The organism is Comamonas sp. HJ-2, assembly GCF_053615495.1.
Window position 1 is genome coordinate 45,557 of the sequence record NZ_JBSIFD010000001.1, and the last position, 16,832, is coordinate 62,388.

13 protein-coding genes are annotated in these 16,832 nt (G+C 61.8%); 8 read left to right on the forward strand and 5 right to left on the reverse strand.

All coding sequences use genetic code 11. From position 1 onward, the window contains the following. Positions 1 to 228 precede the first annotated feature (228 nt). Entirely contained in the window at positions 229 to 1,710 is a 1,482-nt protein-coding gene (locus ACWGXF_RS00200) for an MFS transporter (protein WP_256629938.1), read from the reverse strand. A gap of 227 nt (positions 1,711 to 1,937) precedes the next feature. Then, positions 1,938 to 2,402, reverse strand: a complete 465-nt coding sequence (locus ACWGXF_RS00205) for a PACE efflux transporter (protein WP_237734727.1) — start codon at positions 2,400 to 2,402, stop codon at positions 1,938 to 1,940. A gap of 83 nt (positions 2,403 to 2,485) precedes the next feature. Here ACWGXF_RS00205 and ACWGXF_RS00210 point away from each other — a divergent pair, with 83 nt between their 5' ends. Continuing rightward, positions 2,486 to 3,370 (forward strand): LysR family transcriptional regulator, encoded by an 885-nt coding sequence (locus tag ACWGXF_RS00210; RefSeq protein WP_039049892.1) that lies wholly within the window; start codon positions 2,486 to 2,488, stop codon positions 3,368 to 3,370. Between the two features lie 149 nt (positions 3,371 to 3,519). On the opposite strand, the gene parC is transcribed toward ACWGXF_RS00210, so the two are convergent. Genes parC through ACWGXF_RS00225 form a run of 3 tightly spaced genes read right to left on the reverse strand, consistent with a single transcriptional unit; the run spans position 3,520 to position 8,841 of the window. Then, the gene (gene parC / locus ACWGXF_RS00215; protein ID WP_452101621.1) at positions 3,520 to 5,910 is read right to left on the reverse strand and encodes a DNA topoisomerase IV subunit A; all 2,391 of its coding nucleotides are present in this window, start codon (positions 5,908 to 5,910) and stop codon (positions 3,520 to 3,522) included. Positions 5,911 to 5,950: 40 nt separating this feature from the next. Continuing rightward, a complete protein-coding gene (locus ACWGXF_RS00220; protein WP_202787639.1) occupies positions 5,951 to 6,817 on the reverse strand; it encodes a lytic transglycosylase domain-containing protein in 867 nt (288 codons plus the stop codon). A gap of 53 nt (positions 6,818 to 6,870) precedes the next feature. Next, on the reverse strand, positions 6,871 to 8,841 hold the full coding sequence (locus tag ACWGXF_RS00225; protein WP_256629935.1) for a DNA topoisomerase IV subunit B: 1,971 nt from the start codon (positions 8,839 to 8,841) through the stop codon (positions 6,871 to 6,873). Between the two features lie 419 nt (positions 8,842 to 9,260). Between ACWGXF_RS00225 and ACWGXF_RS00230 the strand changes: the two genes are divergently transcribed. The 7 genes from ACWGXF_RS00230 (at position 9,261) to bamC (ending at position 16,692) form a co-directional block, all read left to right on the forward strand. After that, positions 9,261 to 10,457: an MFS transporter gene (locus ACWGXF_RS00230; protein WP_012837388.1), complete on the forward strand. Its 1,197-nt coding sequence runs from the start codon at positions 9,261 to 9,263 to the stop codon at positions 10,455 to 10,457. 16 nt (positions 10,458 to 10,473) lie between these two features. Further along, entirely contained in the window at positions 10,474 to 10,605 is a 132-nt protein-coding gene (locus ACWGXF_RS00235; RefSeq protein ID WP_003057673.1) for a hypothetical protein, read from the forward strand. Positions 10,606 to 10,647: 42 nt separating this feature from the next. Continuing rightward, entirely contained in the window at positions 10,648 to 11,460 is an 813-nt protein-coding gene (locus ACWGXF_RS00240) for an SDR family oxidoreductase (RefSeq protein WP_256629934.1), read from the forward strand. Between the two features lie 81 nt (positions 11,461 to 11,541). Beyond that, positions 11,542 to 12,135 (forward strand): class I SAM-dependent methyltransferase, encoded by a 594-nt coding sequence (locus ACWGXF_RS00245; protein ID WP_370466538.1) that lies wholly within the window; start codon positions 11,542 to 11,544, stop codon positions 12,133 to 12,135. A 35-nt stretch (positions 12,136 to 12,170) separates the two neighbouring features. Continuing rightward, the gene (locus tag ACWGXF_RS00250; RefSeq protein WP_256629932.1) at positions 12,171 to 14,321 is read left to right on the forward strand and encodes a DUF6630 family protein; all 2,151 of its coding nucleotides are present in this window, start codon (positions 12,171 to 12,173) and stop codon (positions 14,319 to 14,321) included. Positions 14,322 to 14,619: 298 nt separating this feature from the next. Continuing rightward, positions 14,620 to 15,516, forward strand: a complete 897-nt coding sequence (gene dapA, locus ACWGXF_RS00255; protein WP_003064577.1) for a 4-hydroxy-tetrahydrodipicolinate synthase — start codon at positions 14,620 to 14,622, stop codon at positions 15,514 to 15,516. A 63-nt stretch (positions 15,517 to 15,579) separates the two neighbouring features. Continuing rightward, positions 15,580 to 16,692, forward strand: a complete 1,113-nt coding sequence (gene bamC / locus ACWGXF_RS00260) for an outer membrane protein assembly factor BamC (protein ID WP_039049897.1) — start codon at positions 15,580 to 15,582, stop codon at positions 16,690 to 16,692. The last annotated feature ends 140 nt before the right edge of the window (positions 16,693 to 16,832 follow it).

Genomic DNA, 16,832 nt, shown 5'->3' on the forward strand with positions numbered 1-16,832 from the left:
GCTAGGCCTCAACCCAGGTCGAAATCGAATTTCCTGCTGTGAGCATTAATCCCCGGCGGCCGGAATTGAGTCAGCGAGGCGGGCTGCTTTGGAATAGATTTTGACTGTCGCCGTTCGGCGGCCCAAAGCCGCCGCACGCGTGCTTTATGAAACGACAGCTTTGGACCAAAGCTGCGGCGCGCTGTTGCAAAAGCAGAGCAGCCTCAAAATCCTGCCTCTGGCCTGGAGTCAGCTGCCCGTCTGCTGCTTGGGTAAATGACGAGCCATCACCAAAACGACTAGCGCGAGAGAAAAAAGCAACGCGATGACAACACCGCTAACCGCGGCAAAAGACGCTTCAAACGCTTGCATTGCGCTTTGTAAAACGGCTGGAGATTGGATGCCTTGTTGGGTATTTCGGTACGCTTCGTCCAGGCCGCTGCCAGCCATGGCCTCTATACCGCCGTGTCGTACATGCGCGACGTAGACCGCAGTCATCAGGGAGCCAAAAATAGTCACCCCCAACCCTCCTCCAAACTCATAGGCCACGCCTTCTACAGACCCCGCCATGCCTGCGCGGTCTTCTGACACATTCGTCATTACCAGCGCGCTGGAGGCGGTCAGGCTGAAGCCTATTCCCACACCGCACAAGGCCAGGACCCCCACTTGCCACAATGCGCCTGCCTCGTTCAAGCCAAGATACCCCCAGATGCCTGAGGCACACATGACCAGGCCGGCAGCAATGACACGTGGACCGCCAATGCGTCCAATCAATACCCCCGCCAATGGTCCTGCGAAGAAAGATCCCAAGGAGATAGGCAGAACAAATGCTCCTGCCTCAAGGGGACTTTTTCCCAGAACCAACTGCAGCCTCTGACTGAGCACCAACTCAAAGCCGATCAGCATCATTGACGCCACGAGGGCGATAAAAATACCCATGGCTATGGGGGTGACTGAAAGCAAGCTGAAATCAATCAATGGTTGAGGCAGCCGGAGTTGACGTCGCACAAAGACTGTCAATGTCACAGCTCCCGCAAGCAAAGCCCCCCAGGCCAAGAGCACATGACTATCGAGCTTGGCCAATTCCTTGATGCCATAAGCCAGTGCGATGATGCCAAGCGTGCTTTGCCAGCAGCTATGCAAGTCGATGGTGACGCTCGCATTCCCCGCGCTCTTGGGAACCAGCCACCAGGCCAGCACTGCAGCCACAGCAATGATGGGGACGTTGATCAGAAAAACCGAACCCCACCAAAAATGCTCCAGCAAGACTCCACCCAAGACCGGGCCCACCGCAGCGCCACCAGAGGCCACAGACGCCCAGATACCAATGGCGAAAGCCAGTTCCTTGGGGTCATGGAAGGTGGTACGAACAATGGCAATCGTGGCCGGCATCATGGCTGCGCCGCCAATGGCAAGCAATGCACGAGCAGCGATCAGTACAGCGGCGCTGGGAGCAAATGCTGCAATCACGGAGGCCAGTCCAAACAGAGCCATGCCACTGATAAAGACCATCCGGTGGCCCAGACGATCGCCTAAGGCACCCATGGCAGGCATCAATCCGGCCATCACCAAAGAGTAGGCATTGAGAATCCACAGCTTCTCCGAAGCCGTGGTGTGCAGGGCCTGCGCCAGACTCGGCAACGCCGTGTAGAGCACCGTCATATCGATGACGATGAGCAGCAACGCCGTTGAAACCACGCCAAGCGTGAGCCAGCGGCTCTGGAATTTCATAGAGAACCTTCGAACATTGACTTCGGTGCCTCGCAGATGCAGGCCTTGTGGCATTCGCTGGATAGCGCGACTGGCTAGCCTCCAAGCCAAGCGACATGATGGGCGCTCCAATTCAGTCTTCAGTCCGACACTGGACTGCGCGGGGAATCCGTAACTGCAGCTCAAACCTGCACCACGTCATGAAGCCAGCCCCTCCATGAGACTTGGCACCCAAGCCGGGCTGTGAACTATGAAGCCTCGCCCAAGTTGGAAACTACCTGAGGACGGCTATTTTCCCTGACCGGAAAAAAACGGTCATAGGCGACGTTGAACACAAAGTTGTAAACAAGATAGAACACGACGATAGCCAGATCGAGCACCAGCGTATCGAGTAGCGTCATATTCAGATACCAGGCTATCAACGGCAGCAGAATCAGCAACAGACCCGCCTCAAACAAGACGGTGTGCAGCAGGCGTGCTTTGAAGCTCTTGCGAATATGGCCGTACATCTCCCGCATGCAGCGATCAAATCCGATGTTGAACGTGAAATTCCAAACCGTCGCGATCGTGGCAGAGCCGATACCCACCACACCCATGTGCGTCATGGGCTTGTTGAACAAGGCTGCCGAGGCCGGGATGATGATCATCAACCCGATAGCCTCGAACATCAAAGCGTGCCGCACCCGATCAGAAAGACTGCGCGTTTTCATCATTTTTCTCCAATCACATTGATTGGTGTGCAATGTATCTTGATATCAAATAATGAAAAGTTATATTCCATCTTAAAATCAGATAGATGAGCATATCCATGGATCAACTGGAAGCATTCGTCTCGGCGGCAGAAAAAGGATCGTTTTCTGCCGCCGGACGAGCTTTGCGCAAGGCGCAATCAGCCGTCAGCACCCAGGTTTCAAACCTGGAAACGGATCTTGGGGTGATGCTGTTCAACCGTTCCGGGCGCAACCCCTCGTTGACGGCTGCGGGCGAGCGCCTGCTGGCTGAGGCCAGGCTGATCCTCGATCGCCGCGAACACCTCATTGGGGTTGCGGCGAGCTTCGAGGCGCATGTTGAAAAGCGCCTTGTCGTAGCCATCGACGAGCTCTACCCGGAGCATGTGCAGGGAGAGCTATTCGCCGAGTTCGCGAGCCTCTTTCCCCATGTCGAACTGGAGTTGCTGTTCCCCATGATGGAGGATGTCAGCAATATGATTCTTGATGGAAAAGCGGATATCGGAGTGATGTGGCGCCAGGAATCGCTGCCCGCAGAACTTGGCTTTCACACTATTGGCTGGGTACCGCTCAAACTGGTTTGCGGAAGCAACCATCCGCTTGCGCACACCGTTGTCGACTGGGAGGAGCTCAAGCGTCACCGCCAAATCATGGTGACCCTGAGGTCCGAGGGAACCGAAAAGCACCGCCTTCGCGTCGCTGCCGAGGTCTGGTGGGTCGAAAGCCACTGGGTCATCCTGCAAATCCTCAAGCAAGGAATTGGCTGGGCACTGATCCCTGATCACATCATCGCGCGCTCGCCTATCGCCAAGGACCTCGTCATGCCAGCGCTACGATTCGACGAAGGGGCGCACCCAGTGGCCTTGGAGCTGGTTTGGCACAAGCAGCGGCCCAGCGGGCCCGCGGCCACATGGCTGCGCGAGAGATTTGCGGCAACGAAGATCTATACGTGACAATTTCCGAGAAAGATCGAAGCGATACCGTTGACGGCTTCGACACAAACGTCCGCCACGGATCGTTCTCTGCCATTCCTTCTTCAAGCCCGATCAAAAAAACCGCTCCAGCAAAACTGACGCGGTTTTTTCATGGGCGTATCGATCACTTATTCCACGCGCGTCACCGCCTGGGGCTTGAAGCCCAGGTCGGCGGCCTTGCCCTTGCGGCCGCGGTTGCCGCGGGCGTTGTTGAGGCTGCGGATCTCCAACGTCTCGGTACGCGCCTTGCCGCCACGCCCCACGCCATCCAGGCGAATGCTGCGCGTATAGGCGGCAGCGCCGGCCAGCTGGTCCTTGTCTTCCAGGCTGATCAGCATCAGGCCGCGCCCGCCCTTGGGCATGGCCTTGAGCTCGGCGATCTCGAAGGTCAGAATGCGACCGCCCACCGAGGCGCAGATCACATGGCTGGCGGGGTTGAGCAAACCGGCCCCCTGATCGCCGCCTTCCACATATTCGGCACGCGCATTCATGGGCACGCCATGCACCACCGAAGGCGCGCACAGTGTCTCGCCCTCGCCCAGCGTGACAAAGGCCTTGCCGGCCTTCTGGCGCGAGACCATATCGCCCACATTCGCCGTGAAGCCATAGGCGCCCGAGCCCGACAGCAGCAGCTGTGTGCTTTCGCTGCCGGCAAAGTAGTACAGCAGCTGGGTACCGGCTTCGAGTTCGATCATCGTCGTCACGGGCTGGCCGTCGCCGCGTCCGCCCGGCAGGGCCGATACCGGCACCGAGTAGACCCGGCCGTTGCTGCCAAAGGCCAGCAACTGATCGACGGTGCGGCACTCGAACGTGCCGTAGAGGCTGTCGCCGGCCTTGAAGCTCAGCGTGGCAGCGTCCACACCATGGCCTTGACGCGTGCGCACCCAGCCCTTTTCGGAAATGATCACGGTCGTGGGTTCATCCACCACCTTGACCTCGGCCACCACCTTTTTCTCCTCGTGGATCAGCGTGCGACGGGCATCGCCGAAGGTCTTGGCATCGGCCTCGATTTCCTTGCAGATCAGGCGGCGCATGGTCGCTTCGCTGCCCAGGATGTCCTCCAGCTTGCCCTGCTCGCTGCGCAGCTCCTTGAGCTCCTGCTCGATCTTGATGGCCTCCAGGCGCGCCAATTGACGCAGACGGATTTCAAGAATGTCCTCGGCCTGACGCTCGGAGAGATTGAAGGCGTCGATCAGGGCCTGCTTGGGTTCATCGCTGGCGCGGATGATGGCAATAACCTTGTCGATATTGAGCAGCACGGCCTGACGGCCTTCGAGGATGTGGATGCGATCGAGCACCTTCTCCAGCCGGTGCTGGCTGCGTCGCGTCACGGTCTGGAAGCGGAAGGCAATCCACTCCTCCAGCATCTGGCGCAGCGACTTCTGCACCGGGCGGCCATCGAGGCCGATGCTGGTCAGGTTGATCGAGCTCGAAGACTCCAGGCTGGTGTGGGCCAGCAGCGCCGTGATCAGCTCCGACTGGGGAATCTTGCCGGTCTTGGGTTCGAACACGATGCGTACCGGCGCATCCTTGCTCGACTCGTCGCGCACGCAGTCCAGCACGGCCAGCATGCTGGCCTTGAGCTGGGTCTGCTCCTGACTCAGCGCCTTCTTGCCGGTCTTGACCTTGGGGTTGGTGATGTCCTCGATCTCTTCGAGCACCTTCTGGGCCGACACGCCGGGCGGCAGCTCGGTCACCACCAGTTGCCACTGGCCGCGTGCCAGCTCTTCGATCTTCCAGCGCGCACGCACCTTGAGACTGCCACGACCCGTGCGGTAGGCATCGGCAATATCGCTGCTGGACGAAATGATCTGGCCGCCGCCCGGATAGTCGGGGCCGGGAATCAGCGCCAGCAACTCTTCCTCGGGCAGTTGCGGCTTCTTGATCAAGGCCACGCAGGCCGCTGCCACCTCGGGCAGATTGTGGCTCGGGATTTCCGTTGCCAGACCCACGGCGATGCCGCTGGCGCCATTGAGCAGCGAGAACGGCAGACGCGCCGGAAGCTGCTTGGGCTCCTGGGTGCTGCCGTCGTAGTTGGGCACAAAGTCCACGGTGCCCATATCGATTTCGTCGAGCAGCAGGCCGGTGATCTTGGACAGGCGCGCCTCGGTGTAACGCATGGCCGCTGCGCCGTCGCCGTCGCGGCTGCCGAAGTTGCCCTGGCCGTCGACCAGCGGATAGCGCTGATTGAAGTCCTGGGCCATGCGCACCAGTGCGTCGTAGGCCGACTGGTCGCCGTGCGGGTGAAAGCGGCCCAGCACGTCGCCGACGACACGGGCGCTCTTGACCGGCTTGGCCGCCGTATTGCCGTGCGGGCCGCTATAGCCCAGACCCATGCGGTCCATGGCATAGAGGATGCGGCGCTGCACGGGCTTGAGGCCATCGCTGACATCGGGCAGGGCACGACCCTTGACCACCGACAAAGCGTATTCGAGATAGGCGCGCTGTGCGTATTGACCCAGGTCCAGTGCATCGCCAGCGGCTTGTTGAGACAAATCCAGTGTGGTTTGATCGCTCATGAATTCTTCGTGATTTTCCAAATTGCGCCGATCCGGCGACTCAAGGTATTTGCGCGTCCGCAGCCGCAGAGGCCGCGCCCGGCAGAGTCATGCGTATGCGGGAGCCGCCGCGGCCAGCCGAGCCGGCCGCAGCCAGCCGGCCGCTCAGGGGCCGGGCTGCCTGCAACTGCTCGTAAATGCCCGTGACGGCCTTGACGTAATTCATTGTTTCTTTGTAGGGCGGAATCGCCTTGCCGAATTTCTGCACCGCACCTTCGCCCGCGTTATAGGCTGCCAGCACCAGATCGAGCCGGCCCGGGAACAAGTCCATCAGATAGCTCAGATAGCGCGCGCCGGCAGGCACGTTCACGGCCGGGTCGGCCAGCTGCTGCTGCATGCTGCGCTTTTTGCTGGCCGACACGCCAAAGCGCTCTGCCGTGGCCGGCATCAGCTGCATCAGGCCGACAGCGCCCTTGGGCGAGACGGCCTGGGCATCAAAGCCGGACTCCACGGCGATCACGGCCTTGATCAGGTCGTAGTCCACGCCGGTTCTCTCGGCCGCTTTCTGCAGATGCGGCCTCACGCTCTTGTAGCGCGGCGAGACCTCGAAAAAGCTCTGCATGCGCGTGCGGGCGTTGAGCCCCTCGGCCGCCGAATCCTGCTTGAGCTGCAGACCCGGTTGGCTGCTGTCGTAGAGCTCGCCCTTGAAGAACAGCTTGTAGCGCTCGTCCAGCGCCTCGGCCGCAAAGTGCGTGACGCCGAATTCGTCGACATAGGCCCAGAGATCGGCATGCGCCGCCGGCGCCAGGGCCAGCCAGCCCGAGCCCGCCAGCAGGGCCGCCACCACCGCACGTCGCAAGCGCACGGACGCGAACCCGCCGCGCGCGGGCGGCTGGCTGGGTGAGGCATCGAACATGGGCTTGTGCATGGCTGGCTCCATCGACCGCTGGTGAGCGCTAGTGCAGGCGTTGTAACGCCCGCCTAGATATCGACCTCCACGGCATCGCCATGCAGCTCCATCAGCTCGCGGCGGGCGGCGGCTTCGCCCTTGCCCATGAGCTTGGTGACCACGGCCTCCGACTGTGCAAAGTCCAGATTCATGAACTGCACCGGCAGCAGACGACGCGTATCGGGGTTCAGCGTGGTTTCCCACAGCTGTTCGGCATTCATCTCGCCCAGGCCCTTGAAACGGCTGACCTGGCATTTCTCGCGCGGCACGCCGTCCTTGGCGCATTTCTCGATGATGGCATCGAGCTCGCCCGCATCCAGCGCATAGACCTTGATGGCGGGCTTTTTGCCGCGCGCCGGCACGTCCACCCGGAACAGCGGCGGCAGCGCCACATGGATGTGGCCGGCCTCGATGAGCTTGGGGAAATGCTTGAAGAACAGCGTCAGCAGCAGCACCTGGATGTGCGAGCCGTCCACGTCCGCATCCGAGAGAATGCAGATCTTGCCGTAGCGCAGGCCGGACAGGTCGGGCTCGTCATTGGGGCCATGCGGGTCCACGCCGATCGCCACCGAGATATCGTGGATTTCGTTGTTGGCGAACAGCCGGTCGCGGTCCACCTCCCAGGTGTTGAGCACCTTGCCGCGCAGCGGCAGGATCGCCTGGGTTTCCTTGTCGCGGCCCATCTTGGCGCTGCCGCCCGCAGAGTCGCCCTCGACCAGGAACACCTCGTTGACGGCGATGTCCTTGCTCTCGCAATCGGTCAGCTTGCCGGGCAGCACGGCCACGCCGCTGCCCTTGCGCTTTTCCACCTTCTGGCCCGCCTTCTGGCGGGTCTGGGCCGCCTTGATGGCGATCTCGGCCAGCTTCTTGCCCCAGTCCACGTGCTCGTTGAGCCACAGCTCCAGCGCCGGGCGCACAAAGCCCGAGACCAGACGCACGGCATCGCGCGAATTCAGGCGCTCCTTGATCTGGCCCTGGAACTGCGGGTCCAGCACCTTGGCGTTGAGCACATAGCTGGCGCGCGCGAACACGTCGTCGGGCATCAGCTTGACGCCCTTGGGTAGCAGCGAGTGCATGTCGATGAAGGCCTTGACGGCCTGGAACAGGCCGTCGCGCAGGCCGCTGTCATGCGTGCCGCCCGCCGTGGTCGGAATCAGGTTGACATAGCTTTCGCGCAGCGGCGCGCCATCTTCGGTAAAGGCCACGCACCAGGCCGCGCCCTCGCCTTCGGCAAAGCTGTCGTTGTTCTTGTCGGCAAAGCCCTCGCCCTCGAACAGGGGAATGACGGGCTCGCCATTCAGGCTCTGCGCCAGATAGTCGCGCAGGCCGCCCTTGAACTGCCAGCTCTGGGTGTCGCGCGATTTTTCGTTGACCAGCGAAACGGCCACGCCGGGCATGAGCACGGCCTTGCTGCGCAGCAGATGCACCAGCTCGCCCATGGGCAGGGCCGAGGATTCGAAGTATTTGGCATCGGGCCAGGCACGTACCGTCGTGCCCTGCTTGCGCTCGCCGGCCTGCAGAGGGCGCACCTTGAGCGGCTCGATCACATCGCCGCCCGAGAACACCAGCGTGGCCACCTGGCCGTCGCGATGCACCTGCACCTCCAGGCGCGTGGCCAGCGCATTCGTCACCGAGACGCCCACGCCATGCAGACCGCCCGAGAAACTGTAGGCGCCGCCATTGCCCTTGTCGAACTTGCCGCCCGCGTGCAAACGGGTGAAGACCAGCTCCACCACGGGCGCCTTTTCCTCGGGATGCAGACCAAAGGGAATGCCGCGCCCGTCGTCCTCCACACTATAGGAGCCGTCGGCGTGCATGGTGAACTTGATTTTCTTGCCGTAGCCGGCAAGCGCCTCGTCGGCCGCGTTGTCGATCACCTCCTGCAGGATGTGCAGGGGGTTGTCGGTGCGCGTATACATGCCGGGACGCTGTTTGACAGGCTCCAGACCCTTGAGAACGCGGATCGAGCCTTCGGAATATTCGTTGGACGGTTTGACTGCCATGGGGGCGGATTGTAGTGGCCTCTCCGAATGAGAGCTGGATAAATTCACAGTTGTTTACTCCCAATACTCTTGCACAAAGCCCGAACATCTGTCTTGGCAACGTGTTTTTACCGGGTCTTCATCGCTGCGGATACTCTGAAAACAATAGCATTTACCGCTTGCCATTCATGCGTTATGGATAGTTTCAAATCAATATCCATTACACGGATTGCGCAAAGCGCTCACTTTTTATTTTTTTCTGCCCAGCTCCGGCTCCCGCGCCGCAGCTTGCCGGTCACGCATTCTGGCAGGGCAGCCTGCCACGCATGTGACGGCCTGTGCAGGCGCAAAACAGCTTGTTTCGTTAAAGTGACAAGTTGACCGCACCCCAAGCCTTTTTTCGCACACACGGCATGACTACAAAGACAACTCAAGCCCCCATGTCCATGGCGCAGATTCTTCTGTGCGGTGGCGCCATCGTCACGCTCTCCATGGGCATACGCCACGGCTTCGGCCTGTGGCTGCAACCTATCACCCAGGAGATGGGCTGGACGCGCGAGAACTTTTCCCTGGCCATTGCCGTGCAGAACCTGTCCTGGGGCATCTTGGGCATCTTTGTCGGCATGCTGGCCGACCGCATCGGCGCCTTCAAGGTGCTGATCGGCGGCTCCATCCTCTATGCGCTGGGCCTGGCCGGCATGGCGCTGTCTCCCGATGCCACCGTGTTTTTGCTGACCGCCGGCGTGCTGATCGGCGCGGCCCAGGCCGGCACCACCTATGCCGTGATCTACGGCGTGCTGGGCCGGCAGATTCCCGTGGCGCGGCGCAGCTGGGCCATGGGCGTGGCCGCGGCAGCGGGATCGTTTGGCCAGTTCTTCATGGTGCCCGTGGAAGGCAAGCTGATCGCGCAGTTCGGCTGGTCCAATGCCTTGTTGATACTGGCGCTGTTCGCGCTGCTGATCGCCGCCCTGGCCTTTGGCCTGCGCGAGCCGGGCTTTGGCGGCAGCACGCCCATCAAGCGCGAGCAGACCGTGGGCCAGGCGCTCAGGGAAGCCTGGACCTACCCCAGCTTTCTGCTGCTGATGGCGGGCTACTTTGTCTGCGGCTTCCAGGTCATGTTCATCGGGGTGCACATGCCCAGCTATCTGAAGGACTTCGGCATGGCGCCCCATGTGGCCAGCTATTCGCTGGCACTGGTCGGCCTGTTCAATATCTTCGGCACCTATCTGGCCGGCAATCTGGGCCAGAAGCTGCCCAAGCGCTACCTGCTGTCGGGCATCTACGGTCTGCGCTCGGTGGCCACCGTGGCCTTTTTGCTGGCACCGCTGTCGCCCTGGTCGGTCTATGCCTTCTGCGCCGCCATGGGCTTTCTGTGGCTGTCCACCGTGCCGCTGACCAATGCCACCATCGCCCAGATCTTCGGCGTGCAGCATCTGTCCATGCTGGGCGGCTTTGTCTTCTTCAGCCACCAGATCGGCAGCTTCCTGGGCGTATGGCTTGGCGGCTATCTCTACGATATCAACGGCAACTACGATATGGTCTGGTACATCTCGATTGCCCTGGGCATTTTTGCCGCCGTCGTCAACCTGCCCGTGCGCGAGGCAGCCATTGTGCGCCGCGCGCCCAGCGCCGCCTGATACCGGAGACACCACCATGCAGCTCAAACTCTGGCAACGCATCTCCATCTGGTGTGCCGTGCTCGTGCTGCTGCTGGCGGTGTTTGCCCTGTATCTGCAACCGGAATTCATGCTCACACTCGCAGACCAGGTCTGGGCCTGCTTCTGAGCTCTTGGGCAAGCTGCCCGGGCGGCATGGCCGGGAGAGAGCATGACCCGCATCATCATCACCGGAGCCTCGGACGGCATAGGCGCCGAAATGGCCCGACAGCTGGCACAAACCCATCAGAGCCGGCTGCAGCTGACGCTGGCCGCGCGCAATGCCGGCAATCTGCAAGCCGTGGCAGAGCAATGCCGGGCCCTGGGGGCGCAGGTGCTGACAGTTCCCACCGATGTGAGCGAAGAGGCCCAGTGCCGCGCGCTGATCGACGCAGCCGTGCAGCAGTTTGGCGGGCTGGACGCCCTGATCAACAATGCCGGCATCTCGGCCCATGCGCTGTTCGAACAGGTCAGCGCACAAGACCTGGGCTGGTATGAGAGGCTGATGCGCATCAACCTCTGGGGCAGCGTCTGGTGCACCCATGCGGCGCTGCCGCACCTCAAGGCCAGCCAGGGCTCCATCGTCGCCGTGTCTTCGCTGGCCGGTCTGATCGGCGTGCCGGGTCGCACGGCCTACAGCGCCAGCAAGTTCGCCATGGCCGGCTTCTTCGAAGCCCTGCGCATCGAGCTCAAACCCGCCGGCGTGAGCGTGACCACGGCCTACCCCGGCGTGGTGGATACGCGCATCCGCTACCACGGCTACAACGCCAGAGGCGAGGCCGCAGGCGTCAGCGGCCTCAAGGAAGACGGCGCGATGACGGTGGCCGAATGCGCGCGCCTCATACTCGACGGCATGAGGCGCCGCCAGCGCGAGGTGGTGATGACGGGCAAGGGCAAGCTGGGCCGCTTCATCAAGCTGATCGCCCCTGGCATGGTGGAAGACATGGCCCTGGCCGCGCTCAAGGACGATGTGAAGCCGCACTGAGCCGGCGCGAGCTGCTGCCGATGCAGCGACGCACGGGCCATGCGAGGATTTGGCTGCGGGCACTGCTATAGTTTTCGCAAGATGACCAGCAACACCCAGCCTCCCACACCCGCCGCCATTCCTGCGATTGCCGCCAGCCACTGCGCGCCGGCGCCCTCCGCCTGGATTGCCCGCTTTGCCCATCTGCTACGCCCGCAGGGCTCTGTACTGGATCTGGCCTGCGGCATGGGCCGCCATACCCGTTTCCTCTCGGCCTTGAATCACGCGTTGACCAGCGTGGACAAGGCGCCGGAAGCGACCCGGTCCGTGGCGGATATCGCCGAGACGATTACCGCCGACATCGAGAACAACGCCTGGCCGCTGACGGGCCGCAGCTTTGATGGCGTGGTCGTCACCAACTATCTGTGGCGTCCGCTGTGGCCGCAGATTCTGAACAGCGTCAGGCCCGGCGGCGTGCTGCTCTACGAAACCTTCGCCCAGGGCAACGAGGCCTATGGCAAGCCCTCGCGCCCGGACTTCCTGCTGGCGCCAGCCGAGTTGCTGCAGGTCTGCGCAGGCTGGAGCATCGTCGCCTACGAGCACGGCCTGCTGCACCAGCCCGAGCGCGTGGTGCAGCGCATTGCCGCCATCAGGCCCGATGGCCCGGCCGCGCCTGCCGCATTGCTTCAAGCCTGACGCCCCTCTTCTGCATCCACATCTGCCCGACCGCCATGCCCGCCTACGCCCTGCTGCTTGCCCACGACGAACACCCCAGTGCCTCGACAGAGTGGCCCGCAGAGCCCGGCGGCAGTTGTGACGGCTGGGCCGAATGGTTCAGCAGCACACCGCTGTTGTTCAGCGTGCTGCTGGGCGATGCGCGGCATCTGCCCGAACTGGTTCCCTGCAGCGCCTACCAGGACAAGCAAAGCCTCTCGGCCCTGGCCGCACCCATGGAGCAGGTCCGGGCCCGCTGGCAATGGCTGAGGAGCGTGATTGAGCCATTGCCCGCAAAAAGCCCTGCGCATTGGCCCGACTCCGTCAAGAAGCAATGGCAGCACATCGATCACACCATCAGCACCAGCACGCGCCAGTGGCTGCTGCTGGACTGCGCCACGCTATGTCCGCATGACTTTGACGAAGCGGAGTTCACGACCTTTTTGCAGGCCCAGCGCGAGCTATGCCGGCAATGGAGCTGCAGCGGCGGCGAGCTGCCCGAATCCCTGCAGGCCTTGAAGCGGGCACCGCAATCCCATCTGGGATGGTGGAGCGATTCGGTCATTGCACGCACCGAGGTGATCGAGCAGCAAAGCGAAGAAGACTGGCCCGCCTGGCTGGCCGATCACTACGAGCCGCGCCGCCATGGCGCCTGGGACGAAGCGACCGAAAGCTATTACGTCATGCCCAAACTGCACCCGCGCACGGGCCTGAAGCCACAGAACGAAGCCGAGCGCGACCACTGGCCTGTGGGCATGGTCACGCCCTATGGCCGCTGGCTTCAGCGCCCCCTGGAAGGCGCGAGCATGACTTTTGTCTCTGGCGAGCATCTGAGCGTGCACTATCCCGAGACCACGCCGGGCGAAGGCGCGAGGTCCGGCATCAAGGATTTGAACGGCATCTGGCTGGTATCGCCCTCCGAGGGCTATCGCGACGCCTATGCCGTCACGCCCCATGTGATGGCCTGCAGATCACCGAGGCAGGAAAACATGCAGGACCTGCGCAACCTGCCCGGCCTCGCGTTGCTGCACGAAGGGCTCAGCAGCATCGACTACAACGAGGAGCAGGACGAATTCATCCGTGCCGAACAAGGCCCTTATGGCGACTCGCGCCAGCTGCTGCTCAAGCCAGACGGCCACCCTGTGTTTGATGCGGGCCGCTATGAGCACATCAACGACTTCAGCGCCAAGACAGAACTGGCCGTCGCCTGCGTCCGGGAACCCTTTGTCAACGAGCAGGGCGAACAGGAGCACCGCATCCTCGAAGGCGTGATTGACATCCGCGGCCAGGAAATCATCCCCTGTCAGTTCAAGACCATAGAGCGCGGCTTCAGCAGCTCGCCCCCCAAGGTATTTCCCGGTCGCAAGCTTCTGGCCATCACCGAAAAAGGCGAGCCGCGCATCTTCAACACCAAAGGCAAGCTGCTGGCCGCCCCTGATATCTGGTGCCCGCCGCTGAACTGCAGTCCGAAGAAAAATGAACTGCTCACCTTTGTGGGCGAAGGGCCGGGGGCCGAACTGGTCATGTTCTCCATCCAGGATTTCAGCATCACCCGCACCGGAGAAACCTGGGAGGACTACCGTAACGCACTGCGCGGCATGTTCAAGGGCTTAGGTGGCGACACCCCCGAAACCACGACCATGACCCGCGCGGAACTGATAGAGGCAGAGGATGGGGCCTGGATGCAGGATATATCGCGCATCCTCTGCCTGAATGACGAAAGCCGGACCGCAGAACTGCTGCAGCAATGGCGCGACTGCGTGGCGGCACCTGATCCTGACGACATGGGCTGGGACGAAGATGACGAGATCGACCCCGATGTCATGCATCTGCCCGCTGGTGAAAACGCGCTGACCCTGTACTGGGTGCATCTGCTTGCCGTTGCCGGTCAGTTCGCCCGCTTTGACTGGAAGGATGCCGACGGCATTGCGAACACGCACTGGCTGCCCGGCACCGATGACTGGCAGTGGGACACGCCCGCTGACGGTGTTGAATCGGGCCTGGAGCATATGGCCGAGCATATGGCCGGCCGCCAGCTGGCCCTGATCAAGCTGGCCACCGATGACGACAGCCTGCGCGTGACCGTGGTGCGCTCGGCAGATGCCGAGGACTTCATGGAGCGGCTGGCGCAGGCCCATATCAGCGCCTGGAACTACAGCGCGAACTGAAGCGATGCCAGCGTGGCAGGAACCACGGTCGCCGGGCCTGCCTGCAGGCTTTGAGGAAAACGGCCGGACCGCATTGAGCAAGACTTGCAAAGCCGCCAGATTGCAGCCATGCCGTCCGAAACAAAGCCATGATCAACGAACAATATGACGCACATAAATTAAATATTTCGTCATTTCGTCATTTATCAACAACACTTCGACAAAAACAGAGTTTTGCTAGACACTGTTGATCGCAAACCACTGCCTGCACCCTGTCCCTGTTTGTAGAATTCATTTTTACCGTTTTCTGATTGCGGATATGACATCACCCTCCGTTGCTCTCACTGGCAGCATTGTTGCCCTCATTACGCCCATGCTCGAAGACGGTAGCGTCGACTACCCGTCGCTGCGCAAACTCATCGACTGGCATGTGGCCGAAGGCACCAACTGCATCGGTGTGGTCGGCACCACCGGTGAATCGCCCACCGTGAATGTCGAAGAGCATTGCGAAATCATTCGTGTCGCCGTGGAACAGGCCGCCGGCCGCGTCTCCATCATGGCCGGCTGCGGTGCCAACAGCACGCACGAAGCCATCGAGCTGGCCAAGTACGCCAAGAAGGTGGGCGCCGACAGCCAGCTGCAGGTCGTTCCCTACTACAACAAGCCCACACAGGAAGGCCAGTACCAGCACTTCAAGGCCATCGCCGAAGCCACTGGCGACCTGCCCGTGGTCCTGTACAACGTGCCCGGCCGCTCGGTTGCGGACATGCAGCACGACACCGTGCTGCGCCTGGCCCAGATCCCCGGCATCATCGGCATCAAGGAAGCCACCGGCAACATCGAGCGTGCCCAATGGCTGATCCGCGACGTGCCTGCCGGCTTCGGCGTCTACTCCGGTGACGACCCCACCGCCGTGGCACTGATGCTGTGCGGCGGCCACGGCAATATCAGCGTGACGGCCAACGTCGCTCCTCGCCTGATGAGCGAGCTGTGCAAGGCCGCCATGGCCGGCGATACCAAGCGCGCCATGGAAATCCAGTTCAAGCTCATGCCCCTGCACAAGAGCCTGTTTGTGGAAGCCAATCCCATTCCCGTGAAATGGGCAGCAGCCCGCATGGGTTTGTGCGGCCCCGCCATGCGCCTGCCCATGACGCCGCTGAGCGAGCAATGCGAAGCAGTTGTTGAGGATGCTCTGCGTAAAGTTGGCGTACTCTGATCGAGTTGCGCTAAGCTAGCGGTTTTTCGCACATAGCTTGAACGCTACCCAAGGACAATCCGCGTGAAACAACAAACAGCACGTTTGAGCCTGCTCAGCATCGCGCTGGGCCTGTCTGCCTGCACGACCACGTTCCAAGAGACCAAGATCGACTACAAGAGCGCGGGCAAGAATCAAGCTCCCTCTCTTGAAGTCCCTCCGGATCTGACGCAGCTGTCGCAAGACTCGCGCTATACCGTCCCTGGTGGCGTGGTATCCGCTGCTGCCATGCAGGCCAATGCCAAGGCCGCCAAGCCTGCCGACAACAACACCGCGGCCAACAAGATTGGCGACGTCCGCATCGAGCGCGACGGTGCCGAGCATTGGCTCGTGGTTGATCGTGCAGCCGACAAGCTCTGGGAGCCCACTCGCGACTTCTGGCTGGAAAACGGCTTCATCTACTCGATGGAAGACCGCCAGCTGGGCATTCTCGAGACCGACTGGGCCGAAAACCGCGCCAAGCTGCCTCAGGACATCATCCGCAAAAGCCTGGGCAAGGTGTTCGATTCGCTCTATTCCACCAGCGAGCGCGACAAATTCCGCACCCGCCTGGAGCGCGAACCCGATGGCAAGACCCGCATCTATGTCACCCACCGTGGCATGCAGGAGGTCTACACCAGCGAGCGCAAGGACAACACCATCTGGCAACCACGTCCTCGCGACCCCGAACTGGAAACCGAATTCCTGCGCCGCATCATGGTCAAGCTGGGCGTGAGCGAAGAGCAGGCCTCTGCCGTCGCCAAGGCGGACAAGTCTGCAGCCACCACCTCGACCGGCGCACGCATGGACACCATCAACGGCGTGCCCACGCTGCAGCTGGAAGAAGGCTTTGAGCGCGCATGGCGCCGCGTTGGCGTGGCGCTGGACCGCACCGGCTTCACCGTGGAAGACCGCGACCGCAGCCGCGGCCTCTACTATGTGCGCTACGTGGACCCGAACGCCAAGCCTGAGTCCAAGGGCTTCTTCAGCAAGATCTTCAGCCAGGGCAAGGAAGCTGCCGCGCCTCAGAAGTATCAGATCCAGGTCAAGGGTGACGGCAACAAGTCCCAGGTCAGCGTGCTCAATGAGCAAGGCCAGCCGGACAGCTCCGCCAACGGCCAGCGTATCGTGCGCATCATCACCGATGATCTGAAGTAAAGAGCGCTGCACCCCATACAAAAGCCACCAAACTCAGCTCTGGTGGCTTTTTTCATGTCCTAACGAATCGAACTTCGGCTTGGGGGCTGCCGCTCATGGCGTGCGCTTGCCCGCCAAAATCCGCCCAAGTGCAGATTACA

What these genes read in the sequence shown, in the direction of transcription:
- ACWGXF_RS00200 (WP_256629938.1), bottom strand. Translation starts at nt 1,710, where the DNA reads ATGAAATTCCAGAGCCGCTGGCTCACGCTTGGCGTGGTTTCAACGGCG.
- ACWGXF_RS00205 (WP_237734727.1), bottom strand. Translation starts at nt 2,402, where the DNA reads ATGATGAAAACGCGCAGTCTTTCTGATCGGGTGCGGCACGCTTTGATG.
- ACWGXF_RS00210 (WP_039049892.1), top strand. Translation starts at nt 2,486, where the DNA reads ATGAGCATATCCATGGATCAACTGGAAGCATTCGTCTCGGCGGCAGAA.
- parC (WP_452101621.1), bottom strand. Translation starts at nt 5,910, where the DNA reads ATGAGCGATCAAACCACACTGGATTTGTCTCAACAAGCCGCTGGCGAT.
- ACWGXF_RS00220 (WP_202787639.1), bottom strand. Translation starts at nt 6,817, where the DNA reads ATGCACAAGCCCATGTTCGATGCCTCACCCAGCCAGCCGCCCGCGCGC.
- ACWGXF_RS00225 (WP_256629935.1), bottom strand. Translation starts at nt 8,841, where the DNA reads ATGGCAGTCAAACCGTCCAACGAATATTCCGAAGGCTCGATCCGCGTT.
- ACWGXF_RS00230 (WP_012837388.1), top strand. Translation starts at nt 9,261, where the DNA reads ATGTCCATGGCGCAGATTCTTCTGTGCGGTGGCGCCATCGTCACGCTC.
- ACWGXF_RS00235 (WP_003057673.1), top strand. Translation starts at nt 10,474, where the DNA reads ATGCAGCTCAAACTCTGGCAACGCATCTCCATCTGGTGTGCCGTGCTC.
- ACWGXF_RS00240 (WP_256629934.1), top strand. Translation starts at nt 10,648, where the DNA reads ATGACCCGCATCATCATCACCGGAGCCTCGGACGGCATAGGCGCCGAA.
- ACWGXF_RS00245 (WP_370466538.1), top strand. Translation starts at nt 11,542, where the DNA reads ATGACCAGCAACACCCAGCCTCCCACACCCGCCGCCATTCCTGCGATT.
- ACWGXF_RS00250 (WP_256629932.1), top strand. Translation starts at nt 12,171, where the DNA reads ATGCCCGCCTACGCCCTGCTGCTTGCCCACGACGAACACCCCAGTGCC.
- dapA (WP_003064577.1), top strand. Translation starts at nt 14,620, where the DNA reads ATGACATCACCCTCCGTTGCTCTCACTGGCAGCATTGTTGCCCTCATT.